This window comes from Paenibacillus sp. 7541, from assembly GCF_002276395.1.
GTDB lineage: Bacteria > Bacillota > Bacilli > Paenibacillales > Paenibacillaceae > Paenibacillus_AQ > Paenibacillus_AQ campinasensis.
The window spans coordinates 31,974-49,479 of sequence record NZ_NQLZ01000020.1; the positions used below are offsets into that span (position 1 = coordinate 31,974).

Annotated in this window: 14 protein-coding genes; 8 read left to right on the forward strand and 6 right to left on the reverse strand. The window is 53.7% G+C overall.

The genetic code is table 11. From position 1 onward, the window contains the following. Positions 1–109: 109 nt before the first annotated feature. A complete protein-coding gene (gene mobA, locus CHH75_RS12820) occupies positions 110–784 on the forward strand; it encodes a molybdenum cofactor guanylyltransferase (protein WP_095398358.1) in 675 nt (224 codons plus the stop codon). A 68-nt stretch (positions 785–852) separates the two neighbouring features. Here the strand turns inward: mobA and moaA are convergent, their stop codons facing one another. Further along, on the reverse strand, positions 853–1,857 hold the full coding sequence (gene moaA / locus CHH75_RS12825) for a GTP 3',8-cyclase MoaA (protein ID WP_095264961.1): 1,005 nt from the start codon (positions 1,855–1,857) through the stop codon (positions 853–855). Between the two features lie 344 nt (positions 1,858–2,201). On the opposite strand from moaA, the gene CHH75_RS12835 reads away from it, so the two are divergent. Then, positions 2,202–2,879: a TorD/DmsD family molecular chaperone gene (locus CHH75_RS12835; protein ID WP_095264959.1), complete on the forward strand. Its 678-nt coding sequence runs from the start codon at positions 2,202–2,204 to the stop codon at positions 2,877–2,879. Between the two features lie 102 nt (positions 2,880–2,981). Here the strand turns inward: CHH75_RS12835 and CHH75_RS12840 are convergent, their stop codons facing one another. The 5 genes from CHH75_RS12840 to CHH75_RS12860 form a co-directional block, all read right to left on the reverse strand. Then, a complete protein-coding gene (locus CHH75_RS12840) occupies positions 2,982–6,164 on the reverse strand; it encodes an efflux RND transporter permease subunit (RefSeq protein ID WP_095398360.1) in 3,183 nt (1,060 codons plus the stop codon). A gap of 42 nt (positions 6,165–6,206) precedes the next feature. Continuing rightward, entirely contained in the window at positions 6,207–7,142 is a 936-nt protein-coding gene (locus CHH75_RS12845) for a TetR/AcrR family transcriptional regulator (RefSeq protein WP_230875764.1), read from the reverse strand. Between the two features lie 166 nt (positions 7,143–7,308). Then, positions 7,309–7,623 carry a DMT family transporter gene (locus CHH75_RS12850; protein ID WP_095264956.1) on the reverse strand — a complete coding sequence of 105 codons (315 nt, stop codon included), beginning with the start codon at positions 7,621–7,623 and terminating at the stop codon, positions 7,309–7,311. A gap of 1 nt (position 7,624) precedes the next feature. Further along, the gene (locus CHH75_RS12855; RefSeq protein WP_095264955.1) at positions 7,625–7,972 is read right to left on the reverse strand and encodes a DMT family transporter; all 348 of its coding nucleotides are present in this window, start codon (positions 7,970–7,972) and stop codon (positions 7,625–7,627) included. Positions 7,973–7,997: 25 nt separating this feature from the next. Continuing rightward, positions 7,998–8,579 carry a TetR/AcrR family transcriptional regulator gene (locus tag CHH75_RS12860; protein WP_095264954.1) on the reverse strand — a complete coding sequence of 194 codons (582 nt, stop codon included), beginning with the start codon at positions 8,577–8,579 and terminating at the stop codon, positions 7,998–8,000. A 383-nt stretch (positions 8,580–8,962) separates the two neighbouring features. Between CHH75_RS12860 and cls the strand changes: the two genes are divergently transcribed. The 6 genes from cls to CHH75_RS12890 all read left to right on the forward strand — a co-directional run bounded on the left by cls (position 8,963) and on the right by CHH75_RS12890 (position 16,966). Continuing rightward, the gene (gene cls, locus CHH75_RS12865) at positions 8,963–10,465 is read left to right on the forward strand and encodes a cardiolipin synthase (RefSeq protein WP_095398361.1); all 1,503 of its coding nucleotides are present in this window, start codon (positions 8,963–8,965) and stop codon (positions 10,463–10,465) included. A 153-nt stretch (positions 10,466–10,618) separates the two neighbouring features. Continuing rightward, entirely contained in the window at positions 10,619–11,740 is a 1,122-nt protein-coding gene (gene fni, locus CHH75_RS12870) for a type 2 isopentenyl-diphosphate Delta-isomerase (protein ID WP_095398362.1), read from the forward strand. A gap of 292 nt (positions 11,741–12,032) precedes the next feature. After that, entirely contained in the window at positions 12,033–13,133 is a 1,101-nt protein-coding gene (ychF, locus tag CHH75_RS12875; RefSeq protein WP_095264951.1) for a redox-regulated ATPase YchF, read from the forward strand. A gap of 267 nt (positions 13,134–13,400) precedes the next feature. Beyond that, positions 13,401–14,468: a peptide chain release factor 1 gene (gene prfA / locus CHH75_RS12880; RefSeq protein WP_095264950.1), complete on the forward strand. Its 1,068-nt coding sequence runs from the start codon at positions 13,401–13,403 to the stop codon at positions 14,466–14,468. A 25-nt stretch (positions 14,469–14,493) separates the two neighbouring features. Continuing rightward, positions 14,494–15,363 (forward strand): peptide chain release factor N(5)-glutamine methyltransferase, encoded by an 870-nt coding sequence (prmC, locus tag CHH75_RS12885; protein ID WP_176475556.1) that lies wholly within the window; start codon positions 14,494–14,496, stop codon positions 15,361–15,363. Between the two features lie 403 nt (positions 15,364–15,766). Then, complete coding sequence (locus tag CHH75_RS12890; protein ID WP_095398364.1) at positions 15,767–16,966, forward strand: FtsW/RodA/SpoVE family cell cycle protein; 1,200 nt, start codon at positions 15,767–15,769, stop codon at positions 16,964–16,966. Positions 16,967–17,506 lie beyond the last annotated feature (540 nt).

Below are 17,506 nucleotides of genomic sequence, written 5' to 3' on the forward strand. Positions count from 1 at the left end.
TAACACGCATTCATATGGGATACAAATGATCTTTTTATCGTATTTTTCAACAAGGATACTGATAATGGGTCCGGAATGCAGCGATAAACGATGAAAGGATTGTCTAAACATGAACGGAAATCACGCAAGTGAAGAGGAGAAAAATACGGTCGTAACCGGCATTGTGCTGGCTGGGGGCGCCTCCCGCCGGATGGGCACCAATAAGGCGCTCCTGCCGGTAGGGGATAAGCGCTCCATTGAGCATGCGGTTGCCGGTTTGAAGCCGATCTGCAGCCGGGTCATCATCTCTTCGAACGATGAAGATGCCTATGCCTTCCTTGGTCTTGACATTGTGCCGGACCGATATCCGCAGTTGGGGCCGATGTCCGGCATTCATGCAGGGCTGTCGGCATCCGAGAGCCGGTGGAACGTGGTGGCCGCATGTGATATGCCGTTCCTTGATGCCGCCGTCATTGCCGCGCTGGTACAAATAGCGGAAGCTGCCGAGCGCAGGGAGCCGGGGCTGGAGGCGGTCATTCCTGTGGCTGCCGGACGTGAGCAGCCGCTGCTGGCTGTCTATCGGCGGGACGTCAGGCATGGTCTGGAACGCAGACTGCAGAAGAGGGAGCTCCGTTTAACAGATTGGATCCTGGGGCTCCGCAAGGAAATCGTCGATGAGGCGCGGCTGGCGGAGCTGACTGGCCACCAGCCGGAACGGCTGCTCTTTAATATGAACAGGCCGGAGGATTATTCGGAAGCCTGCCGCTGGATCGGTCCCTCCGATCGGCAGCTTGGAGACGGATGACTGCTGACACCCCCGAAAAACAAAGGTCAGGCTGACCGCAATGGAGCGCGATCTGGCCTGACCTGATGTTATCCCCCGATCTGGGACATCCGACGCACGGTCGGTGTATGGCTTTGCGCTTTTCTTTCCAGTGCGAGCGCCATTTCATGATTTTGCGGCTTTGCTCCGAGCGCCTTGCGGAACATATCGGCGACGGCTTGCGGATCATCGACGACCCGGCGAACGTTGAATTCATCCGACCAGTACAGGCAGGCCTTAATGTTGCCGTCCGCTGTCAGTCTGAGCCGATTGCAGGAATCACAGAAGTGTTCGCTGACCGGATGGATCAGGCCGAACGAGCCAGTGGCCCCGGCCACTTTCATATTGCGGGAAGGACCGTTGCCGGAAGGGCCTTTCTCATCGACAACTTCCCAGCCGGCCTCCTGACATACTTCCTGAACCCGGCTCAGCGGCAGATACGAATTCCGCCAATCCTCGGAAGCCTGGCCAATCGGCATATATTCAATAAATCGGACGTGAAGAGGACGATCCAGCGTAAGCGCGATAAAATCGCGAATCTCATCATCATTGAAGCCCTTCATAAGGACCATATTCAGCTTGATCGGATCAAGCCCGGCCTCGTAGGCAGCCTCGATCCCGCTGAGCACACGCTCGACATTTCCTCCGCGGGTGATGCGCTCATACCGATCCGGCTGGAGGGAATCAAGACTGATGTTGATGCGGGTCAATCCCGCTTCCTTCAGTAATCTGGCCTTCGATGCCAGAAACATCCCGTTGGTGGTTAGTGAAATATCCTCGATGCCATCAATGGCAGAGATCATGCCTACCAGCGATTCCAGGTCCTTGCGTACAAGCGGCTCGCCGCCGGTCAGACGCACTTTGGAAACGCCCATCGGGGCAAGGACTCGGAGTACGGAAGCTATCTCCTCGAAACTCATAATTTGGTCGTGGGGTTGGAATTCCATTCCTTCTGCGGGCATACAATAGACACAACGAAGGTTGCATCGGTCCGTTACCGATATCCTGATATAATCATGGACCCGGCCGAAGGAGTCTTTTAACGGTTCGATCATGAGCATCCCCCTTTCGCTAGCTTCGCATGGTCACATTGTAGCTATTCCCCGGATAAGAGTCAATGCCGCAGTGCACGTCCGGAAACCGGACAGGCCTGTGGCATATGGACGCCGTGTAGTGAGGTTTATCACGGTAAGCGCTTTCGGTTTGGCGTATACTGAATTTGTCAAGAAACGAGGGGCTCCGTGGATAATGAAGTTATCGCGCTTCCGGAATGCGAAACTTCCCAAGTATTTCCGAAATTTTCGGAAAAAATGCAATTCCCTTTCATTAGACCTGCATCTAAGATATACTGTGAATGATATCACATCCAACAAGATCGGTTTCAGGTAGGAGGTTCAATATGACGATATCACCTGATCAAACTTTAGAGGTACCCGACGTCTGCCACAGGTGGCTTGAGAACCGCGGCGCGATTTATGAGCTGCTTATTGATTTTCTTGGACAATGGCCAACGTTGTCTCTCGTTGCAGAATGGAGCCGGGGAAGCGGAATTGGAAAAGCGGCGGAATTGTCCCAGGGAGGACAGGAGCTGCGCAATTATTTAAGCAATCGTTCACCGGAGGAACTGGTGCGCATCAGCGAGTATGAAGAGGCGGAGTACCGCCGGTTGCTGGCTTACTCCAAGCAGCGGCCGCTGACCGAAACGAAGTATACCAAGCGCGGTAACGCTCAGGATCTGGCGGAGTTTTACGCTTCCGTAGGGGTTGCGTTCAAGAAGCTGGAAGGGGAAGCGGACGATTACATCGCGATTGAGCTGGAGTTTATGACATTGCTCCATGACCGCATGATGAACAACACGTATTGCGAGGACAGCATGATTAAACTGATGGAAATTCAGGAGAAGTTTTTACAGGATCATCTGTTGACGTGGATTCCGTCGTTTTGCCAGGATTTAAGGACTGCTACCGATAGCCCGCTCTATCAATCGCTGTCGCGATTATTGGAGGAATTCCTTGTTCAGGATCTCCATATGCTGAGAACCTGGAGACAGCACCGGGATGTTAGTCGAATCTCTTGATCTGTCGTTTACAATATAGACGTGCAACCTTTGAATGATGAGGTTAGATAATATAAAGCCGCGGTCTCCATATCGGAGCCGCGGCTTTTCTGTTAATTGCGATCACTCTTGTACTTGTTTTCTGCGATATTTCATCAGGAATTCGTATACGATCGGAACGATGACAAGCGTCAGCAGCGTCGAGCTGATCAGACCACCGATAACGGTAATTCCGAGTCCGCGCGAGATGATGCCGGCACTGTTTTCCCATCCGAACACCAGCGGCAGCAGCGCACCGATCGTGGCTAAGGCTGTCATCAGAATTGGACGCAGACGCGTCGTTCCTGCTTCCAGCAGCGCCTCGCGCGTGCTGAGTCCCTCGCGCTCTTTATGAATAACGCGGTCGATCAGTACGATGGCATTGGTGACAACGATACCGATCAGCATGAGAACCCCCATCAGAGCGGATACGTTCAGAGTCTCACCCGCAACGAGCAGGCCGACAATCGCACCGATCACAATGAACGGCAGGGAGAACAGAATGGCGAATGGTGCGAGTCCGCCTCCGAATGTTACAACCAGAACGAAGTAGACGATGGCGATGGCCGCCAGCATGGCCAGACCTAGCTGTCCGAACGTTTCGTTAATCTGCTCGGTTACACCGCCGAACTGTACGGAGACGCCGTCCGGCAGATCCAGCTTGTCAACTTCAGCTTGCAGCTTCGAGGAAGCCGCACCAATGTCGCTGGTCAGAATGTCAGCCGTCACGGTAACCGTCATTCTGCCATCCATCCGGGTGATCGTATCCGGTGTCGTTCCTTCTTCAACCTTGGCCAATTCCTTGATCGGAATGTCCATGCCAAGCGGCGACGTTACGGTTTCATTCTCAATTTCCTCAAGGCTCGTGTAGGTTTGGCTATCGGCCTCGATATACACTTTATAGCTCTTGTCCTCAATCTGAATCTCCGTCAGCACGGGACGTTCGCGCTGAGGGCTGAGCTTCATGGCCAGCTGGCCTGCGGTAAGACCGAGAGAGCTCAGTTTCTCCTGATCCGCAACGATGGTGTATTGCTGATAAGAATCCGACAGGCTCGTCTCCGCATTGTCGAAGTTTTCGGTATCCTGGCTGGCAATCTCCAGAATCTGATCAGCGACTGGTCGGATCTGCTGCAGCGAGTCGCCGAATACGTTCACCGTCAGCTGGGATCCGCCGAAGCCCCCGGTCATATCCATATTAGCCCAGGTGCCTTCCGGTACGATTTCGGCCAGGCCTTCGATCAGACCGGTCTTCACGTCTTCAAAATTCGGGGTATCTGGTTCATACATAATATAGAACAAGCCCGAATTGCCAGAGGAGCTGCCCATGCCAAGCGGACCGCCGCCGCCGATTGAGTATTGCATCTTCTCGATATGTGGCTGCTCCAGAATGAATTTCTCCGCTTGCAGCGCACGCTCTTCTACATCTTCAAGCAGAACGCCTGGTTCCGGGGAATACGTAACCATCACATACTTGTCTTCCTGCTCCGGCAGGAAGCTGACACCCAGGAACGGCGTCAACAATACGCTGCCTACCAGCAGAATAACGGCCATGGCGAACGTAATGATTTTATGATTCAGGGACCATTTCAGAATCGAGCGATAGCCGCGGGCCATGGCGCCCGGCTTCTCTTCATGATCATGCGTATTCTTAAGCCCCTTGCGGAAGAGGCTGTGAGCCATAGCTGGCACCAGCGTAATCGCAACCACGAGGGAAGCGAGCAGGGCGAATACAATCGTCAGAGCAAACGGAATGAACAGCTCGCCTACCATGCCGCTGACCAGGGTGAGCGGCAGGAACACCGCGATGGTGACGATGGTCGAGGACATGATCGGTACAAACATTTCACGCGTTGCTTCAAGAATGAGCTGCCGCCCTTTTAATTTCTCGGTCGACAGGGACATTCGCCGGTATATATTCTCGATAACGACGATCGAGTCGTCCACGACGCGCCCGATGGCAACGGTCATTGCGCCCAGGGACATCATGTTCAGGGTAATATCCATCTGCCACAGGCACAGCACAGCAATCAGCAGGGACAGCGGGATGGAGATGATCGATATGATCGTGGATCTGATATTCCGCAGGAACACCATAATGATCAGGACAGCGAACAGAGCTCCGTACAGTGCTTTGGACAGCATTGTTTTGACGGAATCCTCAATCGGCTTGCCCTGGTCCAGCATGATGGTCAGATCCATGTCCGGATAGACCTGTTTCAAATCTTCGACTTTATCTTTCACGAGGTTGACGACATCCACGGTGTTGGCGTCATTGGCTTTCACGATCTGGATGCCGATCGACTCCTTGCCGTTCGTCCGGGAGATGGACTCGGAAGTGCCGATCACCTCAATGTCGGCAACATCGCTTAGCTTGACGGTAGGAATGCCGGCAGGAATACCCGCATCCATATCGGCCGTGCCCGGCTCTTCCAGGGCTAGCTCATCCGGAACGCCTGCACCTGGAGCGCCACCCATTCCGGCATCAGGCGCCATGCCGCCAGGGGCAGCTGGAGCTCCGCTCGGAATTACCGGGATGGCAACGTTCTTCAGATCATCCAGATCCACGATGCCTCCGTCAACCGCAACGGCTTTCTGGGAACCTTCCATCTGAAACAGACCTAGCGGGGCATAGATCGAGGACCCCTGTACAATGCCTCTGACAGTATCCTCCGTAAGTCCGAGTTCATTCATTTCGTCCTGTTTGAATTTGAGCCGCACTTCATTGACGTATTGGCCAGCTACCTGAATCGTGGCAACGCCATCGAGATCTTCGAGCTGCGGCGCGATCTCATTCTCCGTAATCCGGGTTAATTCATCCAGGCTCATGCTTTCATTGTTGGCAATGCTGAGCGAGACGACTGGCATCGAGCTCATGCTGAATCTGGAGATGGTCGGGCGCTGTGCCCCCTCCGGCAGCTGAATGTCGCTAAGCGCTTCGCGAACAGCAGCGGTAGCGTTGTCCAGATTTGCGCCGTAATCAAACTCCACAATCAGGTTGGCTGCGTTCTCCATCGAGGTGGAGGTGATGGTTTTTACGCCATCAATTCCCCGAAGTCTGGTTTCCAGCGGCTTCGATATTTCTTCGACGACACCTTCAGGCGCTGCTCCGGGATAGATGGCCGTAACACTCAGGAAGGGAACGTTAATGTCCGGGATGGTCTCCTGCTTCATGGTGAGACCGCTGTATAAGCCGCCGAAGCTGACGATTATCGTCAACAGCCAGATGGCAAACTTATTACGAAGCGAAAAGTTAATGATTCCTTTCATTCGTCGGTGTTCTCTCCTCTCAATCTGCTCTATTTTTCTTTGTTAGACATCGCTGGCTTGCTTCGTAAAGCCTGGTGCAAGATAGATATCCAGCATTGTATTCATCGTTTCCTTCAGCTCTCGCTGCAGATCGGCTAATCCTTCAATGCCGTCCAAGTTAGCAAGCATTCCTTTCACAACAGCCCGGCTTGGTCGGATCGAGATCAGTTCCTTCTCCATAATGCCAAGCGATTCCATTGCGTCTTCTTTGACCAGAGGGTCAACGGGCAGTCCTTTGAGCTCCTGCTTCATCGCTCTGATAATGATCAGCGGATGTCGTGGCCCTTGCACTTCGTCTTCCAGGCAAATCCGGTCAAACTGTACGAGCACATCCGGCGGCACAAGCGGCTCAGGCCGTCTGTTCAGCATGCTGTGAACGATATCGTCCATCAGCTGAATCAGATGGTTGGCAGCCTTGCCCACATTCAGGTGAAAACCCGGCAGGAACAGAAAGCGGATATAAGAGCCCAGCATCCCCAACACGAACATGGCAATCTCCATGGTGTACGGCTCGGCTTCGGCCCCGTACAGCGTCTTGAGTTTATTGTTGAACCACACGAGCGTCTTCTGGAGCTGATCATGAAAATGATCTTTATCAAATGGAGTGTTGCCAGGCGGCAACTGATCATGGAACTGCTTGAGGAGAAACTCGCGAATCTCCAGAAAATGAATCAGCAGCACTTCCACCTGCTTGATCAGCTGCTCCTTCAGGCTCAGCAGCGGGTCCTGCTCAATGCTTAATATCTCGTCTTTGATCCGGTTGGCAATATAGTCGTAAATGCTTCGCTCAAGTTCCTCTTTGGACTTAAAATGCAGGTACAGGCTTCCTTTTGACATCCCGCATACTTCCGCGATCTCCTGCATGGATGTCATCGAGGAGCCTTTTGCAGAAAACAGCTGCATGGCCGTGATGAGAATCTGCTGTCTTTTTTCTGTCATTTTGTCCACCAATCAGACGCTCACCTCACAATACAAAACTACTTGGTTTTTATAATGACCGCCGGGTCAAAATAAGTATACAAAAAAGGAACGCCCAATACAAATGTCGCATGGGCGCCCCTGCAGACAGGCCTGCCTTCTAGGTCTGCGGCCTGGTTTTCTCAAGTTATGTGATGATTTTGAGCCCTACCGCAGCACACAGAATCATGGCGATAAACAGCAGGCGTCGCCACTCTCTCGGCTCACCGAACAGCAGCATGCCCACGGCGGCGCTGCCGACCGTTCCAATGCCTGTCCAGATCGCATACGCCGTGCCCATAGGCAGGGTTTTCATCGCATAAGACAGCAGCGAGAAGCTGGCCGCGAACGATACGCAGAGCAGCAGCACGTAGGGCCAGCCCTTGCGGCGGGAGGCCCCCTGAATTCCGATCACGCCTGTAATTTCGCAGGCGCCGGCCAGTATAAGCGCAAACCATGCCATATCAGCTTCTCACTCCTTTCGCAGGCTGCGGCTGTTCATCCGTCACAAGCTTCAGGCCGATGACACCGGCCAGCAGGATTGCAATCAGTATAATTTTCGATAGCCGAAAAGGCTCGCCAAAGGCCAGCATCTCCGTCGTCACCGTCCCCGCCGTTCCGATGCCGGTAAAGACAGCGTATACGGTACCCACCGGAAGCCGCTGAGCCGCCTTCATAATAAGATAAAAGCTGAGCACAATCGTAACGAGCACGGCGGCCCACTCCCATAGCTGCTGGGCATGCTTCAAACCGATAACCCATAAGATTTCAATCAAGCCGGCAAGCAATACATAAATCCAGTTCCTGTTCATATCGGTTCTCTCCTTTAATGCAAGCCTATTCCTTCGTGACCCCTGACCAATAGACCGGCCATACCGCCGCGATCCGCCGGGCCGTACGGTCTTTGCCTCCATATAGAATCTCGACATAAATGCCGTCCAGCAGTGTAATGTACGCGATAGCCGCCTGGCGCGAGTGGTGGATGATATCGCCATGAGCAGGACAGCCTTTGTCCAATAATCGGGTCACCATGTCTTCCTGCCGCCCGATGAAGGGGTACACCATCTCCTCCATTACTTCCACGTACAGGGAGCTTGGCGGAAAAAAGGACATCCGCAAAAAAAATCGGGTCTCATCATCCAGCTCATACGCGGCCTGGCGGCTGTCGAGAAATCCCCGCAGCTGCTCCTCCAGCGGCTGGTCGGCGCAAGAGGCGAAGAACGCGTCGATCTTCCGCTCCTGCTGCTCGAATACGTCTTGCAGCACCTGCAGAAACAGGTGCTCTTTACTGGAGAAATGCGCATAGATCGACGGTTTCTTGATCCCGCAATCATCGGCAATCGATTTCAGCGATGCACCTTCATACCCGTCCCGGGCAAAATGGACAAGCGCTGCTTGTTTAATATTGTCTGCACTCATGGCGAAGCCCCCTAACTAACGGTCGTTAGTTCAAGTTATAACAGGGTATGTTAGATTTGTCAATGAAGGACGAGAACGTTTCTGTTCTTCATATTTGACAGCGAGGCCGAGCGGCCTGTCCTTTAGTTCCTGCACCTGATCATGTAGAATATGGGTGACAAGCATCATAATGATTTGTCATGCGGATTTCGATTTGACGATATTTGATATAAGAAAGTTGGCTTAACCCAATTCTCCGTGCTAGACATCATAACGGTCAGAAGCGAAGGGGAAGGGAGAGACTGGCGAAGCCAAGCGTTCGCCTTTGTCCCGGATTTCAACCACTGAGGCAATGAATGAAGAACACATCATCCTGATAAAGAAAAAAACAAGGGGATCTTACGATGAGAAAGGGAATACTGGCCGTTTTAATATCCGTCATTTTGTTTGCGTTCTATTATTTCGGGGTCAACGCTTTTGGTAAAACAACCGGGACCGTGATCGGGATATTCTCCACGCTGACGGTTGTGTCGATCGGTTTCATGATCTTCATGGAGAATCGGCATCCGACCAGCACGATGGCTTGGATCCTGCTGCTGGCGCTCATGCCGCTTGTCGGACTCGTGTTCTATTTTCTGTTTGGCCAAAACTACTTCAAACGGAGAAAGTATGATAAAAAAGCACAACGAGACATCCTGGCTTACGAAAGTCAGGCTTCCCGCAGACAGGCCCCTGACCATCCTGCCTTTAAACCGAAATATCATCAGCTCCTTCAGCTGTCCAGAAGGCTTGCCCGCACGCCGGTGTCTTTCGCTAGTGATACCCGAGTTCTGACCAACGGCGAAGAAACGTTTAATACGCTGTTACGGGAGCTTGAACAAGCAAAGCATCACATTCATATGGAATATTACATTTATCGTTCCGACGCCATCGGCACCCAGATTCAGCAGCTGTTAATCCGCAAGGCACGAGCTGGCGTGGCTGTCCGCTTCATGGTTGATGCCGTCGGCAGCTTGCAGCTGCCGCCCTCTTTCCTGAATGAGCTCAAGGAGGCCGGCGTACAAGTCGCTGTCTTCGGAAGCCCGAAATGGATCTTTTTCACCAGCAGGGTGAATTACCGAAATCACCGCAAAATCGTCGTGATTGACGGCAGTGTCGGCTTTATCGGCGGACTTAACGTTGGCGATGAATATTTGAGCCGCAGCAAAACGTTTGGTTTCTGGCGCGATACCCATCTGCTCGTACGCGGCGAGGCGGTGCGGACGCTGCAGGTCGTATTTTTGCAGGACTGGCATTACGAGACGGGCGAGCAGCTGTCAGACCAGGCTTATTTCTCCCCCGAACTGACGGAGAACGGCCGAGGGGCCGTCCAGATTATCGCCAGCGGGCCGGACAACGAGCGCCGGGCGCTGAAGAACATATTTTTCTCCATGATCGTATCTGCACGCAAATCGGTGTGGCTGGCTACACCGTATTTTATACCGGACGATGACATTCTAACCGCGCTACGGGTAGCTGCGTTGTCCGGACTGGATGTGCGCATTCTGTTTCCGTCCAAACCGGATAAATGGCTGCCGTATCTGGCATCCCATTCCTACTTTCCGTCACTGCTCAGCGCGGGCGTGCGCGTATATGCCTATGAGCGAGGCTTTATGCATTCCAAGCTCCTGATCGTAGACGGCGAAGTGGCCACCATCGGCACGGCCAATATGGACATGCGCAGTTTTCATTTGAACTTTGAAGTCAATGCGCTGCTCGTTCAAACGGACAGTGTGCAGAAGATCGTGGATGACTATATTGAGGACCTGGAGCATGCCAGCCTGATTGACCGGACCAAGTCCAAGCAAAAACGGATCGTGACCCGCCTTCTCGAATCTGCTGCCCGGCTGATGTCACCGCTGCTGTAGATTCGCCTTCGAGGGAGGACGGGAGGTTCAAATCCAAATCTGCATCAATGAAGGGCGTCCGGTTGACAATGTATAATGATGGCGCTGGAATTTTGCGAGGAGACAAGCTTTCGGCTTGATACGATACATTTTTAACTTATTAGGAGGTACGGAATGGAATTGGAACGGAAAAGGAACGAGGCAGGCGATAGCCTGAATCATCATGACTCGACAGCTGTACCTGAGAAAAGAACCGGCCCTTTGCTGCCGGAGGTCCCGACCGGTGAACGAAAGATCGAGCACGTGCGCTTGTGCCTGGAAGAAGAGGTCGGCTCCCGGGGCGTTACGCCCGGCTTTGAACGGTACCGCTTCCGCCATGCCGCCTTGCCTGAAGTGGATTTTGACGATATCGATCTCGGCACCTGGTTTCTTGGATATGCCGTTCGCGTTCCGTTCTTGATCAGTTCCATGACCGGAGGCAGCGCAGCCACAGGGGAGATCAATATGCGGCTGGCCGAAGCAGCCGAGCGTCGGGGATGGGCGCTCGGCGTCGGCTCGGTGCGCGCCGCGGTGGAGAAGAAGGAGCTCGCTGCTACCTTCCGCGTCAGGGATCGCGCGCCGAGCGTGCCTGTCTTCGCCAACCTGGGTGCTGTGCAGCTCAATTACGGCTTCGGTGTGGAGGACTGCCGCCGCGCGGTGGACATTGCGGGCGCCGACTTGCTGGTGCTCCATCTGAACGGGCTGCAGGAGGTGTTCCAGCCGGAAGGCAACACCCGCTTTGGCAATTTGCTGGTTCGGATCGAGGAGCTGTGCCGGAAGCTGGACGTCCCGGTCGGCTTCAAGGAAGTCGGCTGGGGGATCGATGGCGAGACGGCCCGGCTGCTGCTGGATGCGGGCGCGGCGTTCATCGACGTAGCCGGAGCAGGCGGAACTTCCTGGAGCCAGGTCGAGAAGTTCCGCAGCCATGATCCGGTCCGGCGCGCAGCGGCCGAGGCCTTCGCGGATTGGGGCAACCCGACCGCCGAATGCATCCGGGAAGTGAAGGTCGCAGCACCGGACTGCCCTCTTATCGGCAGCGGCGGGGTTGGCAGCGGCGTGGACGCGGCCAAAGCCATCGCGCTTGGCGCCGATCTGGCGGGCTTTGGCCGCGGGCTGCTGGGAGCCGCGGTATCGTCCGAGGCGGCGCTGGATGAGCGGCTCGCCCAGGTCGAGCTGGAGCTGCGAACGGCCATGTTTGGCATCGGGGCAGCTTCCATTGCTGAGCTCCAGGCGACGACGCGCCTGATTAGGATATAGATGGAACAGAGATCCGCCTAAGATAGAACGGAGGTCTTCCCGAGATGGAACGGGATCTGCCCTAGGGCAGAACGGACTTGAAGCAACCCTGCGGGTGCGGGGATATTATGGTTTGAACTCTATGAACGATCTGCTATAATGAGTGAGATTATGAGTGAACGTTAATCCATTCGGCGTGAATAGCGCAGGATTAGAGATTCGAAATACCGTAGCATCTGATTCCGCCGCCCCGATCATTATGGCCATGGGATCGGATGGTTCAGAGTATAACCGATAAGGAGTTGTCACATAAATGGCTTTGAAAGCTGGGATCGTTGGTTTGCCGAACGTCGGCAAATCCACATTGTTTAACGCTATTACGCAAGCGGGTGCCGAGTCGGCGAACTATCCGTTCTGTACCATTGACCCGAACGTTGGGGTGGTTGAGGTTCCGGATGAGCGTCTGGATAAGCTGACAGAGCTTGTTCAACCGAACAAAACCGTACCGACCGCTTTTGAATTTGTCGATATTGCCGGCCTCGTCCGCGGCGCAAGCAAAGGCGAAGGGCTCGGGAACAAATTTCTTGCCCACATTCGTGAAGTGGATGCGATCGTCCATGTTGTAAGATGTTTCGAGGACGAGAACATTACGCATGTTGACGGCAAGGTGAACCCGGTCAGTGACATCCAGACGATCAATCTGGAACTGATTCTCGCAGATCTGGACAGTGTCGAGAAACGGATTGACCGGACGAAGAAGAACATGAAGGGCGGCAACAAGCAGTTTGCCCAGGAGCTGGAGCTGCTTGAGCGGCTGAAGGAAGCCTTGTACAACGACCAGCCGGCTCGCAGCGTGGAGCTGACCGATGAGGAGAAGCTGGTGGTGCGCGATCTTCATTTGCTGACGCTGAAGCCGGTGCTGTATGCGGCAAACTTAAGTGAGGACGGCGTTAATGATGCCGACAACAACCCATATGTGCAGCAGGTGAGGGAATTCGCAGCAGCTGAGAACGCGGCTGTCGTCCCGATCAGCGCCAAGGTTGAAGCCGAGATCGCCGAGCTCGAAGGCGAAGACAAAGCGATGTTCCTCGAGGAGCTGGGGCTTGAAGAATCCGGCCTGAACCGCCTGATCAAGGCAGCGTACAGCCTGCTTGGCCTGTACACCTACTTTACAGCTGGGGTGCAGGAGGTTCGCGCGTGGACGATCCGCAAAGGCACGAAAGCGCCGCAGGCAGCGGGCGTCATTCACAGTGACTTTGAGCGCGGATTTATCCGGGCCGAAGTTGTATCCTATGAGGACCTGGTTGCCGCCGGTTCGATGAACGCTGCGAAGGAACGCGGCCAGCTTCGTCTCGAGGGTAAGGAATATGTAGTAAATGATGGAGATGTCATGCACTTCCGCTTTAATGTGTAGATCATGTAAAGCCGCAGGCCACAGCTCTCTGTACCTTCGTGTGCATGAGCCGTGGTCTTCTTCTATGCTCATTATCTGCCTTCTCCTAGTGTGGCCTGCGTCTTATAAGTGGGCAGACCTATCTAGTCAAAGCGCTGTTTCCTTGTTATAATAAAAAGTCGTCTGCCACTGTACCAACCTGTAAAGGAGATAAAGTGGCGGCATGTTGTTTACAAGTGTGGAAGTTTACTAATAATTGAGGAATATTACGTAGTGAGGTGAATTCCTGTGCTGGACCGATTGCAATCCCTGGCGGATCGTTACGAGAAGCTGAGCGAGCTGCTGTGTGACCCTGATGTTGCAAGCGATGCAAAGAAGCTGAGGGACTATTCCAAAGAACAATCTGATCTGCAGCCTGCTTATGAGGCTTATGTTGAATATAAGAATGTTATCGAAGAGCTGGATGCCGCCAAGATGATGCTTGGCGAGAAGCTGGACGATGAAATGCGTGACATGGTCAAGATGGAAATTGAGGAACTCACCTCCCGCCAGCAGTCTCTGGAAGAGAAAATCCGGGTTCTGCTGCTGCCGAAGGATCCAAACGATGATAAAAACGTCATTGTGGAGATTCGCGGTGCCGCTGGCGGTGATGAAGCGGCTCTGTTCGCTTCCGACCTATACCGGATGTACACACGCTATGCGGATTCGCAGGGCTGGAAGGTTGAAGTGCTAGATGCCAGCATGAACGACCTCGGCGGGTTCAAGGAAGTCATCTTCATGATTAATGGCCGCGGCGCCTATAGCAAAATGAAATTCGAGAGCGGTGCCCATCGCGTGCAGCGCATTCCTACAACGGAATCGGGCGGCCGTATTCATACCTCCACCTCCACGGTAGCTGTCATGCCGGAAGCGGAGGAAGTGGACATCGAAATTCTGGATAAAGATATTCGCGTGGATACGTTCTGCTCCAGCGGAGCGGGCGGACAGTCCGTCAACACTACCAAGTCGGCGGTGCGCGTTACACATATTCCGACAGGCATCGTGGCGACGTGCCAGGATGGCAAGTCGCAGAACTCCAACAAGGAGAAGGCGCTTCAGGTATTGCGCGCCCGCATCTACGACATGATGCGCCAGGAGGAAGAAGCGAAGTATGCCGGCGAGCGCAAGAGCAAGGTGGGTACCGGGGACCGAAGCGAGCGCATTCGTACCTACAATTTCCCGCAAAGCCGGGTCACGGACCACCGGATTGGACTCACGCTGCACAAGCTGGATCAAGTGATGAACGGCGAAATCGAAGAAATCGTTTCGGCCCTGACGCTTGCGGAACAGGCGGAATCGATGGAAAAAGGAGTATAACGCTTTGGAGCGGATATCATTTGTTATGACGCCGGAGCGCAGCATAAGGGAAGCCTTTGTGGAGGCTTCTTCTTTTTTAGACAGCTGCGGTGTGCAGGAGCCCCAGCGCAATGCCCAGCTGCTCCTGGAATATGTGCTTGGCCTCTCCGGTTCAAGCTACTATATGGCGCTGACAGAGCCATTTCCGGCTGAGCGCCGCGAGCTGTGGGAGGAAGTGGTCTCCCGCAAGGGCAGCGGAGAGCCCGCCCAATATATTATGGGGGAGCAGGAGTTCTACGGGCGGGCGTTTCAAGTGACGCCGGCCGTGCTCATTCCGAGGCCGGAGACGGAGCTGCTGGTCGAAGCGGTGCTGCAGCACGGGGCGAGCCTTGCTCCCCGCGATGGCGAGCGCCTTCTCGCGGCGGACATCGGCACAGGCAGCGGGGCGATTGCGGTGACGCTGACGCTTGAGGCACCGGAATGGCAGGTGCTGGCCAGCGATATATCGCCTGAGGCGCTCCGGGTGGCGGCCCGGAATGCCCAACAGCTTAACGCGGCCGTGGAATTTCGGCAGGGTAACCTGCTGGAGCCATTTACGGGCATGGCGCCGGATATCGTCGTGTCCAACCCGCCGTATATTCCGGCAGAGGATATACATGGGCTTCAGCCGGAGGTGCGGGACTTCGAACCGCGAACGGCCCTCGATGGCGGCCCGGACGGCCTGGCGCCGTATCGGATTATGATGGCGCAGCTTCCGCTGCTGGCAGCGCCGCCGCGGCTGATTGCGTTCGAGCTTGGCATGGGCCAGGCCGCCGATGTAGCTAAGCTGCTGCGCCGCGCCGGTCATTGGGATGAAATTGTGACCGTACCGGACTTGGCCGGGATCGACAGGCATGTTCTGGGAATCGCCCGTTAATTGTATTCAGGGGGTTTTTCTTTTAAAATAAATGACGGTGGGTTTCACGTGCAGACATGCGCGGAGCGATGGGCGGGAAGAACGAATCCCGGCCGCAGCCTCAGAGGTGCGCAATACGCATAGGTCTGGCGTGATATCTGATCTGTTCATATAACTGCAAGTGATGAACTCGGGAAGCGAAGACTTCGGGTACAGCCTTTTTGAGATGGATGAAATGCGCAGTTTCTGCAGATAATCGCCCGCCTGAACAGTCGCCGTGTTTCTTGCGAGCTTTAGATTGGGCGATACAAGCTCCTGTTTGTGATGGGCGCAATCGCAGAGGGCAAACTTTTTGGCCGTGCGCATAGTTTATGAACTGTAAGGCACAGCGGGGGCACAGCTCCGGTACGGGAGGACCGAGGTCATGTTGAATTACTTTTGGGAAAAAATAAAGAAAATCGATTATTTAATCGTGTTTGTGCTGCTCATCCTGATGGTTGTCAGTATTACATCAATCTACAGTGTCACCAAAGACACGAGATTTGATGGATCTCACATCTCGATGATTCAATTTTATATTATCGGCTTCATTGCTTTTTTTGGCATGAGTCTGATCGATTTCCGGCTGCTTATTAAATATGCATGGTATATCTATATCGGCGGGCTGATTACGCTCGTATTAGTTATTTTTATCGGGAAGGACCTTAACGGTGCCCAGGGCTGGATCTACATCGGGACATTAAGTGTGCAGCCTGCGGAGTTGTTTAAGCTGGTGCTCATTATTTTCTTGTCCTTTGTGCTTTATCACAAAAGAAAGAAGCCGCATCTCAAGTTCTGGAGCGATGTCGTCCCGATCGGCATGATTGCCTTCTTACCGTTTGCGCTGGTGATGGTTCAGAATGACCTCGGGAATGCGCTGAGTTATTTTGTAATCCTGGTAGGGCTGTTGTGGATTGGCAATATTAAATACACCCACGCTCTCATCGGGGCCGTGGTGCTGCTCGGCGGCGCCTTCGGCGGTACGCAGGCGTATATCCACTTCCATGATGAGCTGGTGGAATCTAAACTGTTGAAATCGCACTGGATGGCTCGGCTGGATTCCTGGCTGCTCCCTGAGGAAGCGCCGTCGGATACCGTCTACCATACCCGCAATGCCAAGCTGGCGATTTCATCCGGCGGGCTGAGTGGAGCGGGCTATATGGAAGGCGGTTATGTACAGAGGAATTTCATACCGTATGCGTATTCGGATTCGATCTTTGTTCAGATCGCCGAGGAGTACGGATTTATCGGCTCCTCTGTGCTGCTCCTGCTCTATTTCATTCTGATTCATCGCATGATTCTGATTGCGCTCGAATGCAAGAACAGAGCTGGCCCCTACCTTATTGTCGGGATCATTGCCATGTTCATATACCAAATCTTCGAGAACATCGGCATGTTTATCGGTCTGATGCCGCTGACCGGGATTACCCTCCCGTTCATCAGCTATGGCGGTACGTCGTTGTTGATTAATATGGCGAGTATTGGCGTGGCGATGAGCGTGAAGCTCCACGGCCAAGAGGTGGAAGAGGATATGCCGGACCCGCATGCGGTGCGGCCCGCCGCTACCCGGACGAGAGAGGCATAGCATAGCATCGATCAAACAGCTTTGTGCATGGCCACCGCGTCGGTTCGGCGGAGAGTTGTGAAACGCCGGAGGGCGTGTGCGGTTATTCAGAGTCGTCCAAGGTAGATCCCTTGGGCGATTCTTTTTTTGTCTCGAATCGAGCAGGTGACGTCCACAGCATGGCCTGTACTTTCAACACGGGGCGGCAGATCCATATTCGTGTTCCGTTGGCTTTGCATGATTATCCCGTTCGATCAGGCAGCAGGGAAGAAACAAACAAAACAGACTAAGCAATTAGACAAGGAAGCAGAGTAGCAGAGCAAGTAGATCAGCAGAGCAAGTAGATCAGACAAAGAAGCAGAGCAGAGAGCAAGTAGATCAGACAAAGGAGCGGAGTAAACAAAGCAAGTAGAGTGGACAAAGCAAGCAGAGTAGAAGAAAGCTAAGGTTAGATAAATAGATAAAATAGCTTGCAAAACAGACAAAGCTTACAGAATAGATAAAATATACAAAAAATGAAATCGTATACCAATCAAATACAGTAGACGAATCAGATACAGA

Bases quoted from the DNA above. Each gene is read 5' to 3' on its own strand.
- mobA (WP_095398358.1), top strand. From the start codon at position 110: ATGAACGGAAATCACGCAAGTGAAGAGGAGAAAAATACGGTCGTAACC.
- moaA (WP_095264961.1), bottom strand. From the start codon at position 1,857: ATGATCGAACCGTTAAAAGACTCCTTCGGCCGGGTCCATGATTATATC.
- CHH75_RS12835 (WP_095264959.1), top strand. From the start codon at position 2,202: ATGACGATATCACCTGATCAAACTTTAGAGGTACCCGACGTCTGCCAC.
- CHH75_RS12840 (WP_095398360.1), bottom strand. From the start codon at position 6,164: ATGAAAGGAATCATTAACTTTTCGCTTCGTAATAAGTTTGCCATCTGG.
- CHH75_RS12845 (WP_230875764.1), bottom strand. From the start codon at position 7,142: ATGACAGAAAAAAGACAGCAGATTCTCATCACGGCCATGCAGCTGTTT.
- CHH75_RS12850 (WP_095264956.1), bottom strand. From the start codon at position 7,623: ATGGCATGGTTTGCGCTTATACTGGCCGGCGCCTGCGAAATTACAGGC.
- CHH75_RS12855 (WP_095264955.1), bottom strand. From the start codon at position 7,972: ATGAACAGGAACTGGATTTATGTATTGCTTGCCGGCTTGATTGAAATC.
- CHH75_RS12860 (WP_095264954.1), bottom strand. From the start codon at position 8,579: ATGAGTGCAGACAATATTAAACAAGCAGCGCTTGTCCATTTTGCCCGG.
- cls (WP_095398361.1), top strand. From the start codon at position 8,963: ATGAGAAAGGGAATACTGGCCGTTTTAATATCCGTCATTTTGTTTGCG.
- fni (WP_095398362.1), top strand. From the start codon at position 10,619: ATGGAATTGGAACGGAAAAGGAACGAGGCAGGCGATAGCCTGAATCAT.
- ychF (WP_095264951.1), top strand. From the start codon at position 12,033: ATGGCTTTGAAAGCTGGGATCGTTGGTTTGCCGAACGTCGGCAAATCC.
- prmC (WP_176475556.1), top strand. From the start codon at position 14,494: ATGACGCCGGAGCGCAGCATAAGGGAAGCCTTTGTGGAGGCTTCTTCT.
- CHH75_RS12890 (WP_095398364.1), top strand. From the start codon at position 15,767: ATGTTGAATTACTTTTGGGAAAAAATAAAGAAAATCGATTATTTAATC.